General features: G+C 68.0%; 16 protein-coding genes and 2 pseudogenes. 11 read left to right on the top strand and 7 right to left on the bottom strand.

Features of this window, described 5'->3' with window-relative positions:
* Positions 1–79: 79 nt before the first annotated feature.
* Genes ACOJVU_RS07290 through adh form a run of 4 tightly spaced genes read right to left on the bottom strand, consistent with a single transcriptional unit; the run spans position 80 to position 2,921 of the window.
* Complete coding sequence (locus tag ACOJVU_RS07290) at positions 80–616, bottom strand: hypothetical protein (RefSeq protein WP_421529163.1); 537 nt, start codon at positions 614–616, stop codon at positions 80–82.
* Entirely contained in the window at positions 609–887 is a 279-nt protein-coding gene (locus tag ACOJVU_RS07285) for a putative holin (protein WP_421529162.1), read from the bottom strand. The genes ACOJVU_RS07290 and ACOJVU_RS07285 overlap by 8 nt, the downstream gene beginning before the upstream one ends.
* A gap of 10 nt (positions 888–897) precedes the next feature.
* Positions 898–1,398: a DUF779 domain-containing protein gene (locus ACOJVU_RS07280; RefSeq protein WP_421529161.1), complete on the bottom strand. Its 501-nt coding sequence runs from the start codon at positions 1,396–1,398 to the stop codon at positions 898–900.
* Entirely contained in the window at positions 1,398–2,921 is a 1,524-nt protein-coding gene (adh, locus tag ACOJVU_RS07275) for an aldehyde dehydrogenase (protein WP_421529160.1), read from the bottom strand. Before adh ends, ACOJVU_RS07280 begins: the two co-directional genes overlap by 1 nt.
* Positions 2,922–2,988: 67 nt before the next feature.
* Between adh and ACOJVU_RS07270 the strand changes: the two genes are divergently transcribed.
* The 5 genes from ACOJVU_RS07270 (at position 2,989) to ACOJVU_RS07250 (ending at position 8,231) form a co-directional block, all read left to right on the top strand.
* A complete protein-coding gene (locus tag ACOJVU_RS07270) occupies positions 2,989–5,064 on the top strand; it encodes a prolyl oligopeptidase family serine peptidase (RefSeq protein ID WP_421529159.1) in 2,076 nt (691 codons plus the stop codon).
* Positions 5,065–5,074: 10 nt separating this feature from the next.
* Positions 5,075–5,386, top strand: coding sequence for a hypothetical protein (locus tag ACOJVU_RS07265; protein WP_421529158.1), 312 nt, complete (start codon positions 5,075–5,077; stop codon positions 5,384–5,386).
* Positions 5,387–5,397: 11 nt separating this feature from the next.
* Positions 5,398–6,321 carry a crotonase/enoyl-CoA hydratase family protein gene (locus tag ACOJVU_RS07260; RefSeq protein WP_421529157.1) on the top strand — a complete coding sequence of 308 codons (924 nt, stop codon included), beginning with the start codon at positions 5,398–5,400 and terminating at the stop codon, positions 6,319–6,321.
* A 79-nt stretch (positions 6,322–6,400) separates the two neighbouring features.
* Entirely contained in the window at positions 6,401–6,862 is a 462-nt protein-coding gene (locus ACOJVU_RS07255) for a DUF5078 domain-containing protein (protein ID WP_421529156.1), read from the top strand.
* Positions 6,863–6,953: 91 nt separating this feature from the next.
* Positions 6,954–8,231, top strand: coding sequence for a phosphatidylserine decarboxylase family protein (locus tag ACOJVU_RS07250; RefSeq protein WP_421529155.1), 1,278 nt, complete (start codon positions 6,954–6,956; stop codon positions 8,229–8,231).
* 138 nt (positions 8,232–8,369) lie between these two features.
* On the opposite strand, the pseudogene ACOJVU_RS07245 reads toward ACOJVU_RS07250, so the two are convergent.
* Positions 8,370–8,462: pseudogene (locus ACOJVU_RS07245) on the bottom strand (TetR/AcrR family transcriptional regulator); the annotation flags it as partial.
* Positions 8,463–8,801: 339 nt separating this feature from the next.
* Between ACOJVU_RS07245 and ACOJVU_RS07240 the strand changes: the two are divergent.
* The 3 genes and pseudogenes from ACOJVU_RS07240 to ACOJVU_RS07230 all read left to right on the top strand — a co-directional run.
* A complete protein-coding gene (locus ACOJVU_RS07240; protein WP_421529168.1) occupies positions 8,802–9,224 on the top strand; it encodes an MmpS family protein in 423 nt (140 codons plus the stop codon).
* 14 nt (positions 9,225–9,238) lie between these two features.
* A complete protein-coding gene (locus ACOJVU_RS07235; RefSeq protein WP_421529167.1) occupies positions 9,239–12,106 on the top strand; it encodes an RND family transporter in 2,868 nt (955 codons plus the stop codon).
* 11 nt (positions 12,107–12,117) lie between these two features.
* A pseudogene (locus ACOJVU_RS07230) lies at positions 12,118–13,671 on the top strand (cytochrome c biogenesis protein DipZ); the annotation flags it as partial.
* Positions 13,672–13,730: 59 nt separating this feature from the next.
* Here the strand turns inward: ACOJVU_RS07230 and ACOJVU_RS07225 are convergent.
* Complete coding sequence (locus ACOJVU_RS07225) at positions 13,731–14,243, bottom strand: mycothiol transferase (RefSeq protein WP_421529154.1); 513 nt, start codon at positions 14,241–14,243, stop codon at positions 13,731–13,733.
* 64 nt (positions 14,244–14,307) lie between these two features.
* On the opposite strand from ACOJVU_RS07225, the gene ACOJVU_RS07220 reads away from it, so the two are divergent.
* Genes ACOJVU_RS07220 through ACOJVU_RS07210 form a run of 3 tightly spaced genes read left to right on the top strand, consistent with a single transcriptional unit; the run spans position 14,308 to position 17,978 of the window.
* A complete protein-coding gene (locus tag ACOJVU_RS07220) occupies positions 14,308–16,038 on the top strand; it encodes an N-acyl-D-amino-acid deacylase family protein (protein WP_421529153.1) in 1,731 nt (576 codons plus the stop codon).
* 38 nt (positions 16,039–16,076) lie between these two features.
* Positions 16,077–17,543: a PPE family protein gene (locus ACOJVU_RS07215; protein WP_421529152.1), complete on the top strand. Its 1,467-nt coding sequence runs from the start codon at positions 16,077–16,079 to the stop codon at positions 17,541–17,543.
* Between the two features lie 39 nt (positions 17,544–17,582).
* Positions 17,583–17,978, top strand: a complete 396-nt coding sequence (locus ACOJVU_RS07210; protein WP_421529151.1) for a pyridoxamine 5'-phosphate oxidase family protein — start codon at positions 17,583–17,585, stop codon at positions 17,976–17,978.
* A 381-nt stretch (positions 17,979–18,359) separates the two neighbouring features.
* On the opposite strand, the gene groL is transcribed toward ACOJVU_RS07210, so the two are convergent.
* A complete protein-coding gene (gene groL / locus ACOJVU_RS07205) occupies positions 18,360–19,985 on the bottom strand; it encodes a chaperonin GroEL (RefSeq protein WP_421529150.1) in 1,626 nt (541 codons plus the stop codon).
* Positions 19,986–20,000 lie beyond the last annotated feature (15 nt).

Raw genomic sequence — 20,000 nt, 5'->3', positions numbered from 1 at the left:
CCGCCGGGGCCCGCTCCCAGGACGACGACGTCATAGTGAGAAGTCACGAGCCCACCCTAGTGGGCGGCCGGGCCGGCCGTTAATACGGAATGATCCCAACCAGGCAGTGGCCCGTCTGCTGGCAGTAGAAGAAACCGTAGAGCGGCGCGGCGGCGGCAACAGAGGCCAACGGCCCCGACATCACCGCCACCGACAGCGCCGAGACCAGGGGCCGCCCTTCGGTCATCGCCAGCATCACGGCGCCCACGGCGCAGACCACGACGTAGATCAGGACCACGAACACCGGCAGCGACTTGTCGATCGTGTGGTACCACCACGAGAACAGGCCCAGCCCCACCGGCGCCGCCGCGCACCACACGCCGGCGATCACCAGCGCCAGCTTCCACCACTTCAGGTAGAGATAGCGACCGGGGACAGTGACCGGCGGCACCGGTGCGCCGGTCGGCTCGCGCCCCGCCGGCGCCTCGGGGCCGGTGACCGCCGGTACCGGCTGTGAGCCGGTGTCGTCGGAGAAATCCGGCACCCAGGACTGGGTGCCGGTGTGCTCCTCGTCCGAGAAGTCCGGCACGAACGCCGCGGTCCCCGGGCCCGACTCGGGGTCGTGATCCTCAGCCACCGGCGACGACCCGCAGCGCGACGAGCACACCGAACCATCCCGGCCCGAGTCCGAGGACGAATGCGCCCAGCGTCGTGACCCAGCGGCGACCGGAGAACAGGATCGTCAGCAACCCGGCCACGGTCGGAATCCCGACCACCAGCGCGATCGCGACGTCCGGGCGGATACCGGTGTGGGCCGCCGAGGTGAAGGCGACGGCGCCCAGCAGTCCGGCCGCGCACCCGGCCAGCATGGCGCTCGCCAGCAGCCAAGGACGCGGAAGCGGGATCACGGTGACGAGATTACTGCGATTGCCGGGCGGGGGGAGGACACGTTCCCGGGGCGGCCCCGGTGTCGGGGACCACCGCCTCGCCCCGCGCCAGCGGGCGTTCCCCGCGCTGGTAGGCGGCGCCGGTGACGACGGTTGCGGCGCGCAGCCGGGCCTTCTCCTCGTCGGTGAACACGCGACCACGGGACAGGAACCGCACCCCTTCCGGCGCCTCCAGGCTGAATCCGCCGCCGCGGCCCGGTACGACGTCGATGACCAGCTGGGTGTGCTTCCACACCTCGTATTGCGGGCCCGAGATCCACACGGGCACCCCGTCGCCGACGTCGAGCACCCCGAGCAACACGTCGCGGTCGCCGACAAGGAAGTCCCCGAGCGGATAGCACATCGGCGACGACCCGTCGCAGCAGCCACCGGACTGATGGAACATCAGCGGACCGTGGCGTTCGGCCAGTCGCGCGAGCAACTCGGCAGCGGGGGCGGTGATGACGGCCCCCGCCGGGGGACCCGAGTCCATCAGAAGAAACCGAGCGCCTTGTCGGAGTAGGAAACCAGCATGTTCTTGGTCTGCTGGTAGTGCTCGAGCGCCATCTTGTGGCACTCGCGCCCGAAGCCGGACTGCTTGTAGCCGCCGAACGCTGCGTGCGGGGGATACACGTGGTAGCAGTTCACCCACACCCGCCCGGCCTGGATGCCGCGGCCGGCCCGGTAGGCGGTGTTCCCGTCGCGGCTCCACACACCCGCGCCCAGACCGTAGAGAGTGTCGTTGGCGATCGCCATCGCGTCGTCGTAGTCGTCGAACGACGTCACCGTCACCACCGGGCCGAAGATCTCCTCCTGGAAGACCCGCATCGCGTTGTTGCCGGAGAAGATCGTCGGCTGCATGTAGTAACCGCCGGAGAGGTCGCCCCCGAGTTCGGCGCGCTCGCCGCCGCACAGGACCTTCGCGCCTTCCTCTTTGCCGATCTCGATGTAGGACAGGATCTTCTCCAGCTGATCGTTGGAGGCCTGGGAGCCCAGCATCGTCTCGGAGTCGAGCGGATCGCCCTGCCGCACGGCCTTGGCCCGGATGGCGGCCAGCTCGAGGAACTCGTCGTAGATGTCGGACTGGATCAGGCTGCGCGACGGGCAGGTGCACACCTCGCCCTGGTTGAGGGCGAACATGGTGAACCCTTCCAGCGCCTTGTCGCAGAAGTTGTCGTGCGCCGCCATCACGTCGGAGAAGAAGATGTTGGGGCTCTTGCCGCCGAGTTCGAGGGTGACCGGGATCAGGTTCTGGCTGGCGTACTGCATGATCAGTCGCCCGGTGGTGGTTTCGCCCGTGAACGCGATCTTGGCGATGCGGTTGCTCGACGCCAGCGGCTTGCCGGCTTCGGCGCCGAATCCGTTGACGACGTTGAGCACCCCCGCCGGCAGCAGGTCGCCGATCAGCGACATCAGGTACAGCACCGACGCCGGGGTCTGCTCGGCGGGCTTGAGCACCACCGCATTGCCGGCCGCCAGCGCGGGCGCCAGCTTCCAGGCGGCCATCAGGATCGGGAAGTTCCACGGGATGATCTGCCCCACCACCCCGAGCGGCTCGTGGAAGTGGTAGGCGACGGTGTCGGAGTCGATCTGGCTCAGCGAGCCCTCCTGGGCGCGTAACGCCGCGGCGAAGTACCGGAAATGGTCGGCTGCCAGCGGGATGTCGGCGCTGATGGCCTCGCGGATCGGCTTGCCGTTGTCCCAGACCTCGGCGACCGCCAGCGCGAGCTTGTTCTCCTCCATCCGGTCGGCGATCGCGTTCAGGATCCCCGCCCGGGCGGCCGGCGCGGTCTTACCCCAGGCCGGAGCCGCCGCGTGCGCGGCGTCGAGCGCCTTGTCGATGTCGGCCTCGCCGGAGCGGGCCACTTCGCAGAAGGTCTGGCCGGTCACTGGCGTCGGGTTCTCGAAGTACCTGCCACCCACCGGTGCGACCCACTGCCCCCCGATGAAGTTCCCGTACCGGGATTCATACGACATCAACGCCCCGGCCGTACCCGGACGTGCGAAAACGGTCATCTGCTCGGCTCCTCGCCCTCACCGCTGTAACACACCTCACAGTACCGCCGGGGCCACAATGTCTGCCATGACATCTGAGGCTTCCACGGCCGGCGCCGACCCGTATCTGTGGCTCGAGGACATCACCGGCGACGAGGCACTGGACTGGGTGCGGGCACGTAACGCAACCACACTGGCGGAATTCCGGGACGCCGGCTTCGAGCGGATGCGCACCGAGGCCCTCGAGGTGCTCGACACCGACTCCCGCATCCCTTACGTGGTGCGCCGCGGCGAGTACCTGTACAACTTCTGGCGCGACGCCGCCAACCCGCGCGGGCTGTGGCGGCGCACCACCCTGGACAGCTACCGCTCCGACTCCCCCGAGTGGGACGTGCTGATCGACATGGATGAATTGGGCCGAGCCGACAGCGAGAAGTGGGTGTGGGCGGGCGCCGGCGTCATCGAGCCCGAGTACACGCGCGCGCTGATCGGCATGTCCCGCGGCGGCTCGGATGCGTCTATTGTCCGTGAATTCGACATGTCCACAAGGCAATTCGTCGCGGATGGATTCGAGCTGCCACAGGCCAAGTCCCAGATCGCTTGGGAAGACCCCGATACCGTACTGGTGGGCACCGACTTCGGCGCCGGCTCGCTCACCGAGTCGGGCTACCCGCGGGTGGTCAAGCGGTGGCGCCGGGGCACACCGCTGACCGACGCGGAAACCGTCTTCGAGGGCGCGCCCACCGACGTGCGCGTCTCCGCCTCGGTGGACCGCACCCCGGGTTTCGAGCGCACCCTGCTGGGACGGGCAGTCGACTTCTGGAACGAGGAGATCTACGAACTGCGCGGGCCGGAGCTGATCCGCATCGACGCCCCGAGCGACGCCAGCGTGTCGATTCACCGGCAGTGGCTGCTGATCGAACTGCGCAGCGACTGGCACCACGGCACGGCGACCTACCGTACGGGTTCGCTGCTGGCCGCCGACTACGAGCAATTCATCTCCGGCACAGCGCAGTTGCGCGTGGTGTTCGAGCCCGACGCTCACACCGCCCTGCATCACTACGCCTGGACCCGAGACCGCCTGCTGATCGTCACGCTGGCCGACGTGGCCAGCCGCGTCGAGATCGTCATGCCGCCCTCGCGATCGTCACGGGGCACCTGGCGACGCGAGCCCGTGGCCGGCATCCCGGCCGCCACCAACACCGTTATCGCCGCCGCCGACGAACACGGTGACGAATTCTTCCTGGATTCCAGCGGATTCCTCACCCCGTCCCGGTTGATGCGCGGTACCGGCGCGGGGCCACTCGACGAGATCAAGTCGGCGCCGACATTTTTCGACGCGGCGAACTTTTCGATCGCCCAGCATTTCGCCACTTCTGCGGACGGTACCGCCGTCCCGTACTTCGTCGTGCGACCGGCGGGCGCCCCCGGCCCGGGCCCGACACTGCTCTACGGTTACGGAGGATTCGAGACGGCCAGTACGCCGTCCTACAACGGCGTGCTGGGCCGGTTGTGGCTGGGCCGCGGCGGCAGCTACGTGCTGGCGAACATCCGCGGCGGCGGCGAGTACGGGCCCGGCTGGCATACCCAGGCGATGCGCGAGGGCAGGCACAAGGTGGCCGAGGACTTCGCCGCGGTGGCAACCGATCTGGTGGCCCGCGGCATCACGACGGTGGAGCAGCTCGGGGCGCGCGGGGGCAGCAACGGCGGGCTGCTGATGGGCATCATGCTGACCACGTACCCGGAGAAGTTCGGCGCCCTGGTCTGCGATGTGCCGCTGCTGGACATGAAGCGCTACCACCTGTTGCTGGCCGGCGCCTCGTGGATGGCCGAGTACGGCGACCCGGACGATCCCGACGACTGGAAGTTCATCTCCGAATACTCGCCCTACCAGAATATTTCGGCTCTACGGCGCTATCCGCCGGTGTTGATCACCACGTCCACGCGCGACGACCGCGTCCACCCCGGCCACGCCCGCAAGATGACGGCGACCCTCGAGGCGGCCGGGCACACGGTCTCCTACTACGAGAACATCGAAGGCGGACACGCCGGGGCGGCCGACAACGAGCAACTGGCGTTCAAGGCGGCGCTGAGCTATTCGTTCCTGCACCGGACGCTGCCCGTCAGGTCCGGTGTGCGCACACACGCCGGGCCGCGACCCTAGGATCGTGGACGTGTCAGCTGTCGAACGCGTCGAACTCACGCTGCTGGTGACCGGCCTGATCGGCATCGCGGCCGGGGCAACGCAGGCGCGGTTCCGCTACATCGCCCACCGCCGGGCGGGCCGACGGTACTACTGGACGACCTCGATCACCGGCATCATCTGTTTTGCGATCGGGGTGGGCAAAATCTGGCCGAACGGCATCCTCGCGGCGTCGGTCTTCGTGGCCATCGTGGTCTTCTCGGCCTACCTCAGTACGCCCTATCTCAAGGTCGGCGGCCGAATCTACGCCTCGACGCCGGAGAATCGCCAGCCGGATCCGTAGGCTGCCGAGCTATGAAACCTGGCAATCCGGCCCCCGGGTTCGAGACCCTGCTGTACACCACGTCGGGCCCCGTGGCCACCATCACGCTGAACCGCCCCGAACAGCTGAACACCATCGTCCCGCCGATGCCTGACGAGATCGAGGCCGCCATCGGCCTGGCCGAGCGCGACCCCGGCGTCAAGGTCATCGTCCTGCGCGGAGCGGGCCGGGCCTTTTCCGGCGGCTACGACTTCGGCGGGGGCTTCCAGCACTGGGGCGAGGCGATGATGACGGCCGGCGCGTGGGATCCCGGCAAGGACTTCGCGATGGTGACCGCGCGCGCGACCGGGCCCACAAGTAAGTTCATGGCCATCTGGCGGGCCTCCAAACCGGTGATCGCGCAGGTCCACGGCTGGTGCGTCGGCGGGGCCAGTGACTACGCGCTGTGCGCCGACATCGTCATCGCCAGCAACGACGCGGTGATCGGCACCCCGTACAGCCGGATGTGGGGGGCCTACCTGACCGGGATGTGGCTCTACCGGTTGAGCCTGGCCAGGGTGAAGTGGCACTCGCTGACGGGCCGCCCGCTGACCGGGGTCCAGGCCGCCCAGGTCGAGCTGATCAACGAAGCGGTGCCGTTCGATCGCCTCGAGGCCCGCGTCGCCGAGATCGCCGCCGAGTTGGCCGTCATCCCGCTGTCGCAGTTGCAGGCGCAGAAGCTGATCGTCAACCAGGCCTACGAGAACATGGGCCTGGCTTCCACCCAGATGCTGGGCGGCATCCTCGACGGGCTGATGCGCAACACCCCAGAGGCGCTCGAATTCATCCGCATCGCCGAGACGGAGGGAGTGCGGGCGGCCGTCGAGCGCCGCGACGGCCCGTTCGGGGATTACAGTCAGGCCCCCCCAGAGCTCCGGCCCGATCCGACGCACATCATCGTCGCTGATGACGAGTGATAGTGAGACTGACTACAAAAACGTCGAACATCTCGGAGGGCCCTGCGCACGGCCCTCCGACAGTGCTACGGTAACAACCATGTCTCGGCTGAGTTCTGGCCTGCGTGCGGGCGTCGTTTCCGTCATTGTCGGCCTCGCATCGGTTCTGGCCGTCGCAGTGTTCCCGAACACCGCCGGCGCCGACTCCACGGACGACTTCCCGATCCCCCGCCGGATGATCGCCACCACCTGCGACGCCGAGCAGTACATGGCGGCCACCAGGGACACCAGTCCGGTGTACTACGAGCGCTACATGATCGACTACAACAACCACCAGCAGTACGCGCAGGCCACCCAGGACAAGGTGCACTGGTTCTTCGGCATGGACCCGGCCGGGCGCAGGGAATACTCCGAGCACTTCTACGACCAGGTCGACCCGCTGTGGTGGGGCTGGCGCAACCACATGAAGCTGTTCTTCAACAACAAAGGCGTCGTCGCGAAAGCCACTGACGTGTGCAACAACTACCCTCGCGGCGACATGTCGGTGTGGGACTGGGGCTGAGAGTCCACCGAACCGGATCGACGTCCACCCCTTCCGGCCGTCGTCGCGGCGATAGGTTTGACCCTCCGCGCACAGGGGAAGGCTCACCGGCATGACTGTCAACGCCGATGATGTCGATGTGAGTGTCAACCTGGATGTACGTCGCCGGGCCGGCTGGTTGCCGGAGAACCACGATGCACTCGAGTCGTGGCTTTGCGGCCACCGGAAGCGCGTCGAGGTTAAGGGCGGGCAGAACGAGCTGCACCCGGTGCTCAAGGAATTCAAACAGCTGATCGACGACGACCCTGTGGTGAACATGTACGTCAACGAGATGATCGACCAGGTGCCGCGCACGAAGATCTACCGCGAGCGCCACGTGCACGACGTGGACCAGCTGCTGGGCCTGATCAACGGGGTGCTCACGATCGCCCCGGAGTTCGGCGACGACGCGGTGATCATTCCGCTCAGCGCCGTCTTCGACTGGACAACGACCACCCCGGCGGGTGTCGCCGCATTCCGCGATCCGCGGATCAACGAGATGATCAAGAAGATTTTGGGCGCCTGGTGCGAGTTCCTCGACAGCCCCGATTCGCTGTACGTGCTCAACGATTCCCCGACGGGCTGGAAGTCCCGGGAGGCCTGCAGCACGATCGGCATGGATCAGTTCGTTCACGACCCCGACGACGAGCACTGGGGCTTCAAATCCTGGAACGATTTCTTCACCCGTCGCCTGAAGGACGGCCAGCGGCCCGTCGCCGCGCCGGGCGACGACAGCGTGATCGTCAGTGCCTGCGAGTCGACGCCGTACCGCATCGCGACGAATATTGCGCGCCGGGACCAGTTCTGGATCAAGCGTCAGCCGTATTCGCTGCGCGACATGCTGGCCAACGACGAGTCGGTCGACCAGTTCGTCGGAGGGACGGTGTACCAGGCGTACCTCTCGGCGATGAAGTACCACCACTGGCACAGCCCCGTGGCCGGGACGATCGTGCGGGCGTTCGTCCAGCCGGGCACGTACTTCTCGGAGACCGTCTCCAAGAGGTGGGACGCCCTCAATCCACCGGACTCGCAGTCCTACATGGCGCATGTCTCGGCGCGCGCAATTCTGCTCATCGAGGCCGACAACCCAGTCATCGGGCTGATGGCGCTGGTGGCGGTCGGCATCGGCGAGGTGTCCTCCACACTGATCGGCGAGAACATCAAGCCCGGTTACCACGTGGACAAGGGTGAGGAACTCGGCTATTTCCAGTTCGGCGGTTCGACGCACTGCCTGGTGTTCCGCCCCGGCGCGATCGACGACTTCAACGTCTCGGCCATTCCCCAGTCCGAATACGGCACAGCACCGACGATTCTGGTGAATTCGAAACTCGCCGTCGCGCCCGCTCAATAGAGCGGGGAAGTACGCCTTTTCGCGGTCCTCACCCCGTGAACGCGGCTTCTGACAGCGCCGAAGACGAACATCGCGTAGTCCGTCGACGCGGCGATGCCGACGTTGACGCTCACCGAGGGAAGCGTGGTGGTGACCGTGAGCCTCCACGCGCGCCGCCGCACGCCGGCGCCGATTCTCTTCCGTACGAGCGCGCTGGAAAGCGCGTTGCGCCACCGGCAGAGCATAACGCACATACCGTGATTTACATCACGCACAATGCGTGATTTGTCGACCTTCGGGCACCACTCGGGCTTGCCGTTACGCACGTGATATGCCTTACACTTCAGGGACCGACAGGAAGGGGCCAACCGTCCGACCCCGGGTACGGCACCGTGATTTACTTAGGCAAGCCTTGGTTGCGTACCAGCCACACCGCCGTCGGCTCGGGTGTCCGGAACGCAGCGACGACACGGCCGGGGCCGGGGCGGCCGGCATGACCCGGTGATCCGTAGCTGACCATGCTCGAGCGGGCGGCGGAACCGGTCGGCTCCGCCGAACCGCCGACCGGTGAAGGGGACTCCGATCTTCAAGTTGCTGTCGCGAACCTGGATTGCGCTGGTGGTCCTGGCGGTGGTCGTCGTCGGGGGATTCGTCGTGTACCGGGTCCACGGCTACTTCGGCTCCGCCAAGCGGGAGTCCTACGCCGACAGCAACCTCGAAACCCCCAAGCCGTTCAACCCCAAGCGCATCATCTACGACGTCTTCGGTCCGGCTGGAGCGGTCGCGGACATCAGTTACTTCGACGTCAACGGCGACCCGCAGCGCGTCGACGATGCCCGACTGCCCTGGTCGCTGCACATCACCACCACGAAGGCGGCAGTGATGGGAAACCTCGTCGCACAAGGGGATAGCAACACGCTCGGCTGCCGGATCACAGTCGACGGCGAAGTCAAGGCCGAACGGATCTCCCACGAGGTCAACGCCTACACCTTCTGCCTGGTGAAGTCCGCGTGAGCGCGCCGCGCCCGGTGGCCGCGGCCGGCTCCCACCACACCGAACGGCCCCTCCTCGCCCGGGTCATCCACGTCTTCGCGGTGCCGATCATCCTGTTCTGGATCGCCGTCGCCGTCATCCTCAGCGTGTTCGTCCCCTCGTTGGAAGTGGTCGGGCAAGAACGTTCGGTGTCGCTGAACCCTGAGGACGCGCCGTCGTTCAAGGCCATGAAACGCATCGGCCACGCGTTCAAGGAGGGCGAGACCGACAGTTCGGCGATGATCGTCCTGGAGAGCAACCGGCCCTTGGGCGACGACGCGCACCGGTTCTACGACGTCCTGATCCGCAATTTGCGCGCCGACCCCCGGCACGTGCTCAGCATCCAGGACTTCTGGGGGGATCCGCTCACCGCGGCGGGCGCACAGAGCAACGACGGCAAGGCCGTGACCGTCCAGGTGAACCTCGCAGGTAACCAGGGTGAGCCGCTGGCCAACGAATCCGTCGAGGCAGTCCGCAAGATCGTGGCCGCCGTACCCCCACCGCCAGGGGTCAAGGCCTATGTCACCGGCGTCTCAGCGCTGGCCTCCGACCTGCACCACAGCGGCGACCGGTCCATGCTGCGCATCACCGCGACGACGGTGGCCGTGATCCTGATCATGCTGTTGTTCGTCTACCGTTCGCCGATCACGGTGTTTTTGCTACTGGTCACCGTCGGTTTCGAGCTGACCGCGGCCCGGGGTGCGGTCGCGCTGGCCGGGCATATCGGGCTCATCGGGCTGTCCACCTTCGCGGTCAGCCTGCTGACGTCGCTGGCTATCGCGGCCGGCACCGACTACGGAATCTTCATCATCGGCCGCTACCAGGAGGCCCGCCAGGCCGGCGAGGACAAGGAGTCGGCCTTCTACACGATGTACCGGGGGACCGCCCACGTCATCCTGGGCTCGGGCCTGACCATCGCCGGTGCCACGTTCTGCCTCAGCTTCGCGCGGATGCCCTACTTCCAGACCCTGGGCGTGCCATGCGCGGTCGGGATGCTGGTCGCGGTGACGGTCGCGCTCACGCTGGGGCCCGCGGTGCTGACCGTGGGCAGCCGGTTCGGCCTGTTCGACCCGAAGCGGGTGCTCAGGGTCCGGGGCTGGCGACGTGTCGGCACGGCGGTGGTGCGCTGGCCGCTGCCCATCCTGGCCGTCACGTGTGCGGTCGCAATGGTCGGGCTGCTCACCCTGCCCGGCTACAAGGCCAACTACAACGACCGCAACTACCTGCCCACCTTCATCCCCGCCAACGCCGGCTTCATGGCCGCGGACCGCCACTTCTCGCAGGCCCGGATGAAGCCGGAGATCCTGATGATCGAGACCGATCACGACATGCGCAATCCTGCGGACTTCCTGATCCTGGACAGGCTGGCCAAGGGCATCTTCCGGGTTCCCGGAATCTCCCGCGTGCAGGCGATCACGCGGCCTGACGGCACGACGATGGACCACACCTCGATCCCGTTCCAGATCAGCGTGCAGAACGCCGCTCAGCTGCAGAGCATGAAATACCAGCGCGACCGGATGAACGACCTCCTCATCCAGGCCGACGAGATGGCCAAGACGATCGCGACGATGCAGCGCATGTACGACCTGATGACCCGGCTCGTCGCCACCACCCACCGCATGGTCGGCGACACCGAGGCCATGCAGCAGATCACCGACGAACTGCGCGACGAGATCGCCGACTTCGAGGACTTCTGGCGGCCTATCCGCAGCTATCTCTACTGGGAGAAACACTGTTACGACATCCCGGTCTGCTGGTCGATTCGCTCGGTGTTCGGCGCGATCGACGGCGTGGACGAGATCTCCGATCAGCTCACCACACTGGTGGGTGACATCACAGAGCTCGACCGACTCATGCCGGAGATGGTCGCCCAATTCCCGCCCATGATCGAGAGCATGGTCACCATGCGCACCATGATGCTCACCATGCACAGCACGATGTCGGGCATCTTCGACCAGATGGACCAGATGAGCGACAACGCGACGGCGATGGGGCATGCGTTCGACGCCTCCAAGAACGACGACTCGTTCTACCTGCCGCCGGAGGTCTTCAAGAACAAGGACTTCAAGCGCGCGATGAACAACTTCCTGTCCGAGGACGGGCACGCCGCCAGGTTCATCATCCTGCACCGCGGGGATCCCGCGTCGACCGCGGGGATCGCCAGCATCGACATGATCCAGACCGCGGCCGAGGAGTCGCTCAAGGGAACACCGCTGGAAGACGCCGAGATCTCTCTGGGCGGAACCGGCGCCGTGTTCAAGGACATCTCCGAGGGGGCCCAGTGGGACCTGGTGATCGCCGGGGTCTCCTCGCTGTGCCTGATCTTCATCATCATGCTGATCATCACCCGCGCCTTCGTGGCCGCCGCGGTCATCGTCGGCACCGTGGCGATATCCCTGGGTTCGTCGTTCGGCCTGTCGGTGCTGTTCTGGCAGCACATTCTCGGCATCGAACTGCACTGGCTGGTGCTGGCGATGTCGGTCATCGTGCTGCTGGCCGTTGGATCGGACTACAACCTGCTGCTGGTGTCGAGGTTCAAACAGGAGGTCGGCGCCGGCCTGAACACGGGCATCATCCGGTCCATGGGCGGCACCGGCAAGGTCGTCACCAACGCAGGCCTGGTCTTCGCGTTCACCATGACCTCCATGGTCGTCAGCGACGTGCGGGTCATCGGCCAGGTGGGCACCACCATCGGCCTGGGCCTGCTGTTCGACACGCTGATCGTGCGCGCGTTCATGACCCCGTCCATCGCCGCACTGCTGGGCCGCTGGTTCTGGTGGCCGATGCGGGTGCGGTCGCGGCCGCCGCGGGTCCGGGCGAGCACCGTCCGGCCGCCCGATCACTCCTTCGCCTACAGCGATTAGCCGGCCGGCCCGTGCACACGATCGCGCTCATCGGGTTCCTCGGCGGCCTGATCACCGGCATCTCGCCGTGCATCCTGCCGGTGCTGCCCGTGGTGTTCTTCTCCGGCGTCGGCGCGGCCGGTGAAAGGTCCTCCGCCCGGCCGTATCTGGTGATCGCGGGCCTGGTGTGCAGCTTCGGCGTGGTCACCCTCGCCGGTTCGGCGCTGCTGTCGGCGCTGCACCTGCCGCAGGACGCGATCCGGTGGGCGGCCCTGGTGACACTGACGCTCATCGGCCTGGGCTTGGTCTTCCCGTCGCTGCAGCATCTCATCGAGCGCCCGTTCGCCCGCCTTCCGCAACCCCGATTCACTTCCCGGAGAAGCGGTTTCGGCCTCGGGTTGACGCTGGGCACGCTGTACGTGCCGTGCGCGGGGCCGGTGCTGGCCGCGATCGTGGTCGCCGGCGGCACCGCGTCGATCGGCGCGCCGGTCCTGATCCTGACCCTGATGTTCTCCGTCGGCACCGCCTTACCGCTGCTGATCTTCGCGCTCGCCGGGCGGCGCGTCGCCGAGCGCGTCGCCGCGTTCCGCCGCCGGCAGCGCGCGGTGCGGGTCGCCGGCGGGACAACGATGATCGTGCTGGCCGTGGCGCTGGTCTTCAACCTGCCCGCGATGCTGCAGCGCGCGGTGCCCGACTACACCGCGGTGATGCAGAAAGACCTCGGCGCCAACGACATTCGACGAATTCTCGACCCCGGTGGCACGAAGAACGACGCGGCGGCGGGCCGGCTGGCCGACTGCATCGACGGCGCCGACCGGCTGCAGGAGTGTGGGCCGGCGCCGGCGCTGACCGGGATCACGGGGTGGCTGAACACCCCGGACGGCAAGCCGATCGACCTCGCCTCGCTGCGCGGCAAGGTGGTCCTGATCGACTTCTGGGCGTACTCGTGCGTCAACTGCCAGCGGGCCATTCCCCACGTCGTCGACTGGTACGACCGCTACCGCGACGACGGCTTCGTGACGATCGGCGTGCACACCCCGGAGTACGCCTTCGAACGGGTCCCGGCCAACGTGGCCGCCGCGGCCGCCGCGCTGCACATCACCTACCCCGTCGCCCTGGACAACGACTACGCCACCTGGAACAGCTACCAGAACCTGTACTGGCCGGCCGAGTACCTGATCGACGCCGACGGCACCGTCCGGCACACCAAGTTCGGCGAGGGCGACTACGAGGGCACCGAGGCGCTGATCCGCCGGCTGCTGGTGGCCGCCGACCCCGCCCTCCGGCTGCCCTCGGCGTCCGGCGCGGCCGACGACACGCCGCGGACCCGTCTGACGCCCGAGACCTACCTGGGCGCGGGCAAGGCCACCTACTACGGCGGCGCCGGCCGATACGACTCCGGCACGGCGACATTCAGCTTCCCGGCGACGTTGCCCGACAACCGCTTCGCGCTGCGGGGCCGCTGGAGCATCGACGATCAGGGCGCCACTGCGCAGAGCGACGACGCCGCCGTCCGGCTGAACTACACCGGCAAGGACGTGTACGTGGTCGTCGGCGGCACCGGCAGCATTGCCGTCACCCGCGAGGCTGGCCCCTCGCCGCCGGGCCACCCAGCACCGCCACCGCGAACCACACGGGGACGAACCTACTGAATCCCCCGCAGGTAGGCGGCCTGGCCGAGATGCTGGGCGCAGTCGTCGATGATACTCACCAGCCGGGTGCCGGCCGTCACCGGCGGATCCCAGTTGGAGTCCACAATGCGGGCCAGCTCGCCGGCCGTGACCCCGGCGAGATATTCGAGGGTGAGCTTGTGCACCGCGTGGTAGTAGCCGGACAGCAGGCCGGCGGGCGCGTGCACCTTGGCGACCTGGTCGGGCCCGTGACCGTAGCCGGTGTCGTCGCGCGGCAGGTCCAGGCCGAACCGCTCCACCCATCCGTCGCGGGTCCACACCTGCTCGACCCCGGCCACGTGGGCCAGCTGGATGTCCTGCACCCGTGCGCTGTGCCAGAGCAGCCAGGCGATGCTGTTGGCGTCCGGGGTGGGGCGGTAGTCGGCCACCTCGTCGGTCAGTCCGTCGGTGAGGTCGTCGACGTGTTCGATCAGCCGGGTGAACGCGTCCCGGAGGAGTTCCTGAACGGCGGCGTCGGGATCGGCCATACCGCCGACATTACGGCAGGCCGCGGCCCTGGCACGACCCCCGGCGCGGTCGTAGATTGATGAGGTGTACTACGACCTCGTCATCCGCAACGGCACGATTGTCGACGGTCTGGGGGGTGAGCCCTACGGCGGCGACGTGGCGGTGCGCGACGGCGTCATCGCGGCGGTCGGCGCGGTCAACGGCGCCACCGCCGCGCGCGAGATCGACGCCACCGGGCTGCTGGTCACGCCCGGCTTCGTCGACCTGCACACCCACTACGACGGCCAGTCCATCTGGTCGGAACGGCTGACGCCGTCGTCGGCGCACGGGGTGACCACGGTGGTGATGGGCAACTGCGGGGTCGGCTTCGCGCCGTGCCGCCAGGAAGACCACGACGTGCTCGTCGACGTGATGGCCGGGGTCGAGGACATCCCCGGCGTCGTCATGACCGACGGCCTGCCGTGGACATGGGAGACCTTCCCCGAATACCTGGATGCCCTAGAGGCGGGACAGCGTGACATCGATGTGGCCGCCTACCTGCCGCACTCGCCGCTGCGGGTCTACGTGATGGGGCGGCGCGGCGCCGACCGCGAGCCGGCCACCGCCGAGGACCTCGCGACGATGCGGGCGCTGGCAGCCGAGGCGGTCCGCGCCGGTGCGCTGGGTTTCGCGACGTCGCGGTTCGCGATCCACAAGACCGAGAGCGGATCACCGATTCCCAGTTACGACGCCGCGCGGGAGGAGATCGAACAGATCGCCCGAGGTGTCGCTGACGGCGGAGGCGGTCTGCTGCAGTTCGTGCCCGACATCCCCGCCGGCGGTTACCAGCCGGTTCTGCAGGCGGTGTTCGACGTGGCCGAGGACGTCGGGCTGCCGGTCACGTTCACCCTGGTGGTGGCCAACGCAGGCGATCCGACATGGGAGGACGCCATCACGATGATCGAGAAGGCGAACTCCGCCGGCGGCGACGTCACCGCCCAGCTGCTGCCGCGCCCGATCGGGCTGATCATCGGGCTGCAGCTCACCGCCAACCCGTTCGTGCTCTACCCCAGCTACCGCGAGATCGCGCACCTGCCGCTGGCCGAACGGGTCGCCGAGATGCGCAAACCGCAGGTGCGCGCGCGCATCCTGGCCGACAAGCCCGGCCACGGTCACCCGATCCTGTACGTGGCGCAGATGTGGGACTGGATCTACCCGCTGGGCGAGAACCCCGACTACGAGCCCGACCCGTCGACAAGCATCGGAGCCCGCGCCCGTGCCCGCGGGGTGGACCCCAAAGAGGAGGCCTACGACCGGCTGCTCGACGACGACGGACGCGCCATGCTGCTGGTCGCCACCAGCAACCTGGCAAACAACTCGCTGGACACCGTCGGCGCATTGCTGCACCGCGACGACGTGGTCCTCGGTCTCGGCGACGGCGGCGCCCACTACGGGATGATCTGCGACGCCAGCTACTCGACGTACTTCCTGACACACTGGGCGCGCGACCGCACGTCGGGCCGGTTCAGCGTGTCCGAGGCCGTGCGCGCGCTGACCTCGGTGCCCGCCCGGGTGGCGGGCCTGGGTGACCGCGGCCGCATCGCCGTCGGCTGCAAGGCCGACCTCAACGTCATCGATCACGCCGCGCTGCGGCTGCACAAACCGGTCATCCGCCACGACCTGCCCGCAGGCGGGCGCCGCCTGGACCAGACGGCCGACGGTTACGTCGCCACGATCGTGTCCGGCGAGGTGATCGCCCAGAACGGCGTCCCCACCGATGCCCGGCCCGGCAAGTTGGTTCGCGGCCGGCGGTCATCCCCAGCACCCGCCCGATAACGCCACGAACGGCATGCTGTCCCGGTTAAGTTGGGTCAGTGACGAGCCCGCATTTTGCGTGGTTGCCGCCAGAGATCAACTCGGCATTACTCTTCGCCGGTCCTGGAGCGGCGCCGCTGCTTGCTGCGGCGACCGCGTGGGAAGGGCTGGCCGAGGACCTGGCGTCGTCATCATCGTCGTTTTTGTCGGTGACGACGGACCTCGCCAGTGCGTCGTGGCAGGGCGCTTCGGCGACGGCGATGCTGTCGGTCGCCACGCAGTACTCGGGGTGGCTGAGCGCGGCGGCGGCCCACGCCGAAGCGGCAGCAAGCCAGGCGACGGCGATCGCGGGTGCGTTCGAGGCGGCGTTGGCGGCCACGATCCAGCCGGCGGTGGTCACGGCAAACCGGATGCTGGTGCAAGCGCTGGCAAACACGAATTGGTTCGGGCTCAACACCCCGGCGATCATGGACACCGAGGCCGCGTACGAGCAGATGTGGGCGGCCGACGTCGCGGCGATGTTGAACTACCACTTCGACGCCTCGGCGGCCGCCGGTCAGCTGGCGCCCTGGCGGGAGGTCCTGAACAAGCTCGGTTTCCAGTTCAGCAGCAGCCAGCTCACCAGCATTCTGCCCGGTATCGGCGGCCATGTCGCCAATCTCGGTTTCGGCAACGGCGGCAGCCAGAACGTGGGCGTCGGCAACTTCGGGAACAACAACCTGGGCTGGGGCAATCTCGGAAACGGAAACATCGGCCTGGGCAACATGGGCAACAACGATTTCGGCATCGGGTTGACCGGCAACAACCAGATCGGCTTCGGCGGCCTCAACTCGGGGAGCGGGAACATCGGCCTGTTCAACTCCGGTAACAACAACATCGGCTTCTTCAACTCGGGCAACGGCAACTTCGGGATCGGCAACGCCGGCTCGTTCAACACCGGCTTGGCCAATGCCGGGAACATGAACACGGGGCTGTTCAACAACGGGTCCGCCAACATGGGCGTCTTCCAGAGCAGCGCCCTGAGCGCTCAGGCGGGCCCCGACGCCGGCATGCTCGGCTCCGGCCGCTACGTCACCGGCGGACTGAGCGCCGCCAACATGGGTTCGGGGCTACTCAGCTCGGCCACCGTCCACACCGGCGGGCTGAGCGCGAGCCTGGACCACGCTGCCCTGCTCAATCCCGCCGCGGCCGGCGCCCCCTTCGCCGGACCGGTGGACCAGCCCGCCGCTGCCGTCGGCGGCGTCGGGTCGTTCGGCGCGAACGCCACCGCCACCGCCATCGCCCCAGCCGGCGCTGCCCCTCCCGCCTTGGCCTCCGTGGGCGTGCGTGCCGTGCCCACCGCTTCCGCGGGCGTCATCACCCCCGCCGGCGCCGCTGTCGCCGCCGACACCGGGATGCGCAGCAGTCCGCCCGCTCGTGAGCCGGGGATCCCCACCTCGGGCTTCTTCAACAAGACCGACCGCACCCCGGCCGGTCCGAACCCGGGCATCAGGGAGCTGAGCCTGCTGCCGAGCCCGCCCGGATAGAAACCCGTTTCGCCAGGCCCGGCACCTATCCTCGAGACCATGCGGACGAAAAAGAAGGTGGACCTCCAGCGGCTCGCCGCCGCTCTCACCGACTACGCCTACGCATACCTGATCACCGTCGACGACGGCTATCACGTGCACACCGTGACGGTCGCGCCGACGTTGCGCGACGGGACTTTCGACGTCGGCCCCATCGGCGGGCGCACCCGCGACAACCTCGCCCGGCGCGGCGATGTCACCCTGCTGTGGCCCCCCACCGAGCCGGGCGGTTACTCGCTCATCGTCGACGGGCATGCGCAGGACGCGACGCCCGGTTCCGCGTCCCTGAGCGTCGTGCCCGACCGCGCGCTGCTGCACCGTGACGCCGCCCCCGACTCACCCGGAGCGGCCAGGGGAGTCCTGCACGACTGCGTCGTGTTCTCGCTGCCGGCCTAGGGGCAATGTCGCGCAGTTTCATCCGTGAGCCGCGTCGCGCCGCTCGGCCCGCCGTGGAGCCAAGAAGATGCCGTCAGCATCAACAGCTGGGGTCACCCCGACCGCGCGTACGAGCCGCTGCTGCTGGCGCGTTGCCTGCAGCGCCATCCGGCGCTGGTGACCGGCAGCACGGAGGCCTGCGCCGGCCCGCGCTGGAGTCCGGCCCAGCGGACGCTGATCGCGGCGGTGGACGAGCTGGAACGCACCGGCTCTTCCGGGGTCGTCGAGCAGGCCCGGCTGCAAGGACGACTGCGTGCCGCTCGAGGAATCCTGAGACACGAAAAAACCCGGCCCCCAAGGGAACCGGGCTTTTTCGTGCAGGGAATTCTTCGGTTGTCGGACTTAGAAGTCCATGCCGCCCATGCCGCCGGTCGGGTCGCCCGCGGGAGCGGCCGCCTTCTCCGGCTTGTCGGCGACGACGGCCTCCGTCGTCAGGAACAGCGCGGCGATGGACGCCGCGTTCTGCAGCGCCGAACGGGTGACCTTGACGGGGTCGGCGACGCCGGCCTTGAGCAGGTCCTCGTACTCGCCGGTGGCCGCGTTCAGGCCGGTGCCGGCGGGCGAGTTGCGGACCTTCTCGGCCACCACGCCGGGCTCCAGGCCACCGTTGAAGGCGATCTGCTTCAGCGGTGCCTCCAGCGCCACCCGCACGATGTTGACGCCGGTCGCCTCGTCACCGTCGAGCTTGAGCTCGTCCAGCGACGGCGCCGCGTGCAGCAGGGCCACGCCACCGCCGGCGACGATGCCCTCCTCGACGGCCGCCTTGGCGTTGCGGACCGCGTCCTCGATGCGGTGCTTGCGCTCCTTGAGCTCCACCTCGGTGGCGGCGCCGGCCTTGATCACCGCAACACCGCCGGCCAGCTTGGCCAGGCGCTCCTGCAGCTTCTCGCGGTCGTAGTCGGAGTCGCTGTTCTCGATCTCGGCGCGGATCTGGGCCACGCGCCCAGCGATGGCGTCGGTGTCACCGGCGCCCTCGACGATGGTGGTCTCGTCCTTGGTGACGACGACCTTGCGGGCCTTGCCGAGCAGGGACACGTCGGCATTCTCCAGCGACAGGCCGACCTCCTCGCTGATCACCTGACCACCGGTGAGGATCGCCATGTCCTGCAGCATCGCCTTGCGGCGGTCACCGAAGCCGGGCGCCTTGACGGCCACCGACTTGAAGGTGCCGCGGATCTTGTTGACGACGAGGGTGCTCAACGCCTCGCCCTCGACGTCCTCGGCGATGATCAGCAGCGGCTTGCCCGCCTGGATGACCTTCTCCAGCAGCGGAAGCAGGTCCTTGACGGTCGACACCTTGGAGCTGACCAGCAGGATGTAGGGGTCCTCGAGGACCGCTTCCTGCCGCTCGGCGTCGGTGACGAAGTAGCCCGAGATGTAACCCTTGTCGAACCGCATGCCCTCGGTGAGCTCGAGCTGCAGGCCGAAGGTGTTGGACTCCTCGACGGTGATGACGCCCTCGTTACCGACCTTGTCCATCGCCTCGGCGATCAGGTCGCCGATCGACTGGTCGCCGGCTGAGATGGCCGCGGTGGCAGCGATCTGCTCCTTGGTCTCGACCTCCTTGGCCTGCTTGAGCAGGGTCTCGGTGACCTTCTCGACGGCCTTCTCGATGCCTCGCTTGAGGCTCAGCGGGTTCGCGCCGGCCGCGACGTTGCGCAGGCCCTCCTTGACGAGTGCCTGGGCCAGCACCGTGGCCGTCGTCGTGCCGTCACCGGCGACGTCGTCGGTCTTCTTGGCGACCTCCTTGACCAGCTCGGCGCCGATCTTCTCGTAGGGGTCCTCCAGCTCGATCTCCTTGGCGATGGACACACCGTCGTTGGTGATCGTGGGGGCACCCCACTTCTTCTCCAGGACGACGTTGCGGCCCTTGGGGCCCAACGTCACCTTTACCGCGTCGGCGAGGGCGTTGAGCCCCCGCTCGAGGCCGCGCCGGGCCTCTTCGTCGTACGCAATTATCTTGGCCATTGCGAAGTGATTCCT

Origin of the sequence: Mycobacterium sp. THU-M104 (assembly GCF_049197365.1) — a bacterium.
In the GTDB taxonomy this organism is placed as follows: Bacteria; Actinomycetota; Actinomycetes; order Mycobacteriales; family Mycobacteriaceae; genus Mycobacterium.
Note: the sequence above shows the minus strand (reverse complement) of the source record. Positions and strands in the feature narration are given on the sequence as shown.

Bases quoted from the DNA above. Each gene is read 5' to 3' on its own strand.
- groL (WP_421529150.1), bottom strand. From the start codon at position 19,985: ATGGCCAAGATAATTGCGTACGACGAAGAGGCCCGGCGCGGCCTCGAG.
- ACOJVU_RS07260 (WP_421529157.1), top strand. From the start codon at position 5,398: ATGAAACCTGGCAATCCGGCCCCCGGGTTCGAGACCCTGCTGTACACC.
- adh (WP_421529160.1), bottom strand. From the start codon at position 2,921: ATGACCGTTTTCGCACGTCCGGGTACGGCCGGGGCGTTGATGTCGTAT.
- ACOJVU_RS07250 (WP_421529155.1), top strand. From the start codon at position 6,954: ATGACTGTCAACGCCGATGATGTCGATGTGAGTGTCAACCTGGATGTA.
- ACOJVU_RS07270 (WP_421529159.1), top strand. From the start codon at position 2,989: ATGACATCTGAGGCTTCCACGGCCGGCGCCGACCCGTATCTGTGGCTC.
- ACOJVU_RS07280 (WP_421529161.1), bottom strand. From the start codon at position 1,398: ATGGACTCGGGTCCCCCGGCGGGGGCCGTCATCACCGCCCCCGCTGCC.
- ACOJVU_RS07210 (WP_421529151.1), top strand. From the start codon at position 17,583: ATGCGGACGAAAAAGAAGGTGGACCTCCAGCGGCTCGCCGCCGCTCTC.
- ACOJVU_RS07255 (WP_421529156.1), top strand. From the start codon at position 6,401: ATGTCTCGGCTGAGTTCTGGCCTGCGTGCGGGCGTCGTTTCCGTCATT.
- ACOJVU_RS07225 (WP_421529154.1), bottom strand. From the start codon at position 14,243: ATGGCCGATCCCGACGCCGCCGTTCAGGAACTCCTCCGGGACGCGTTC.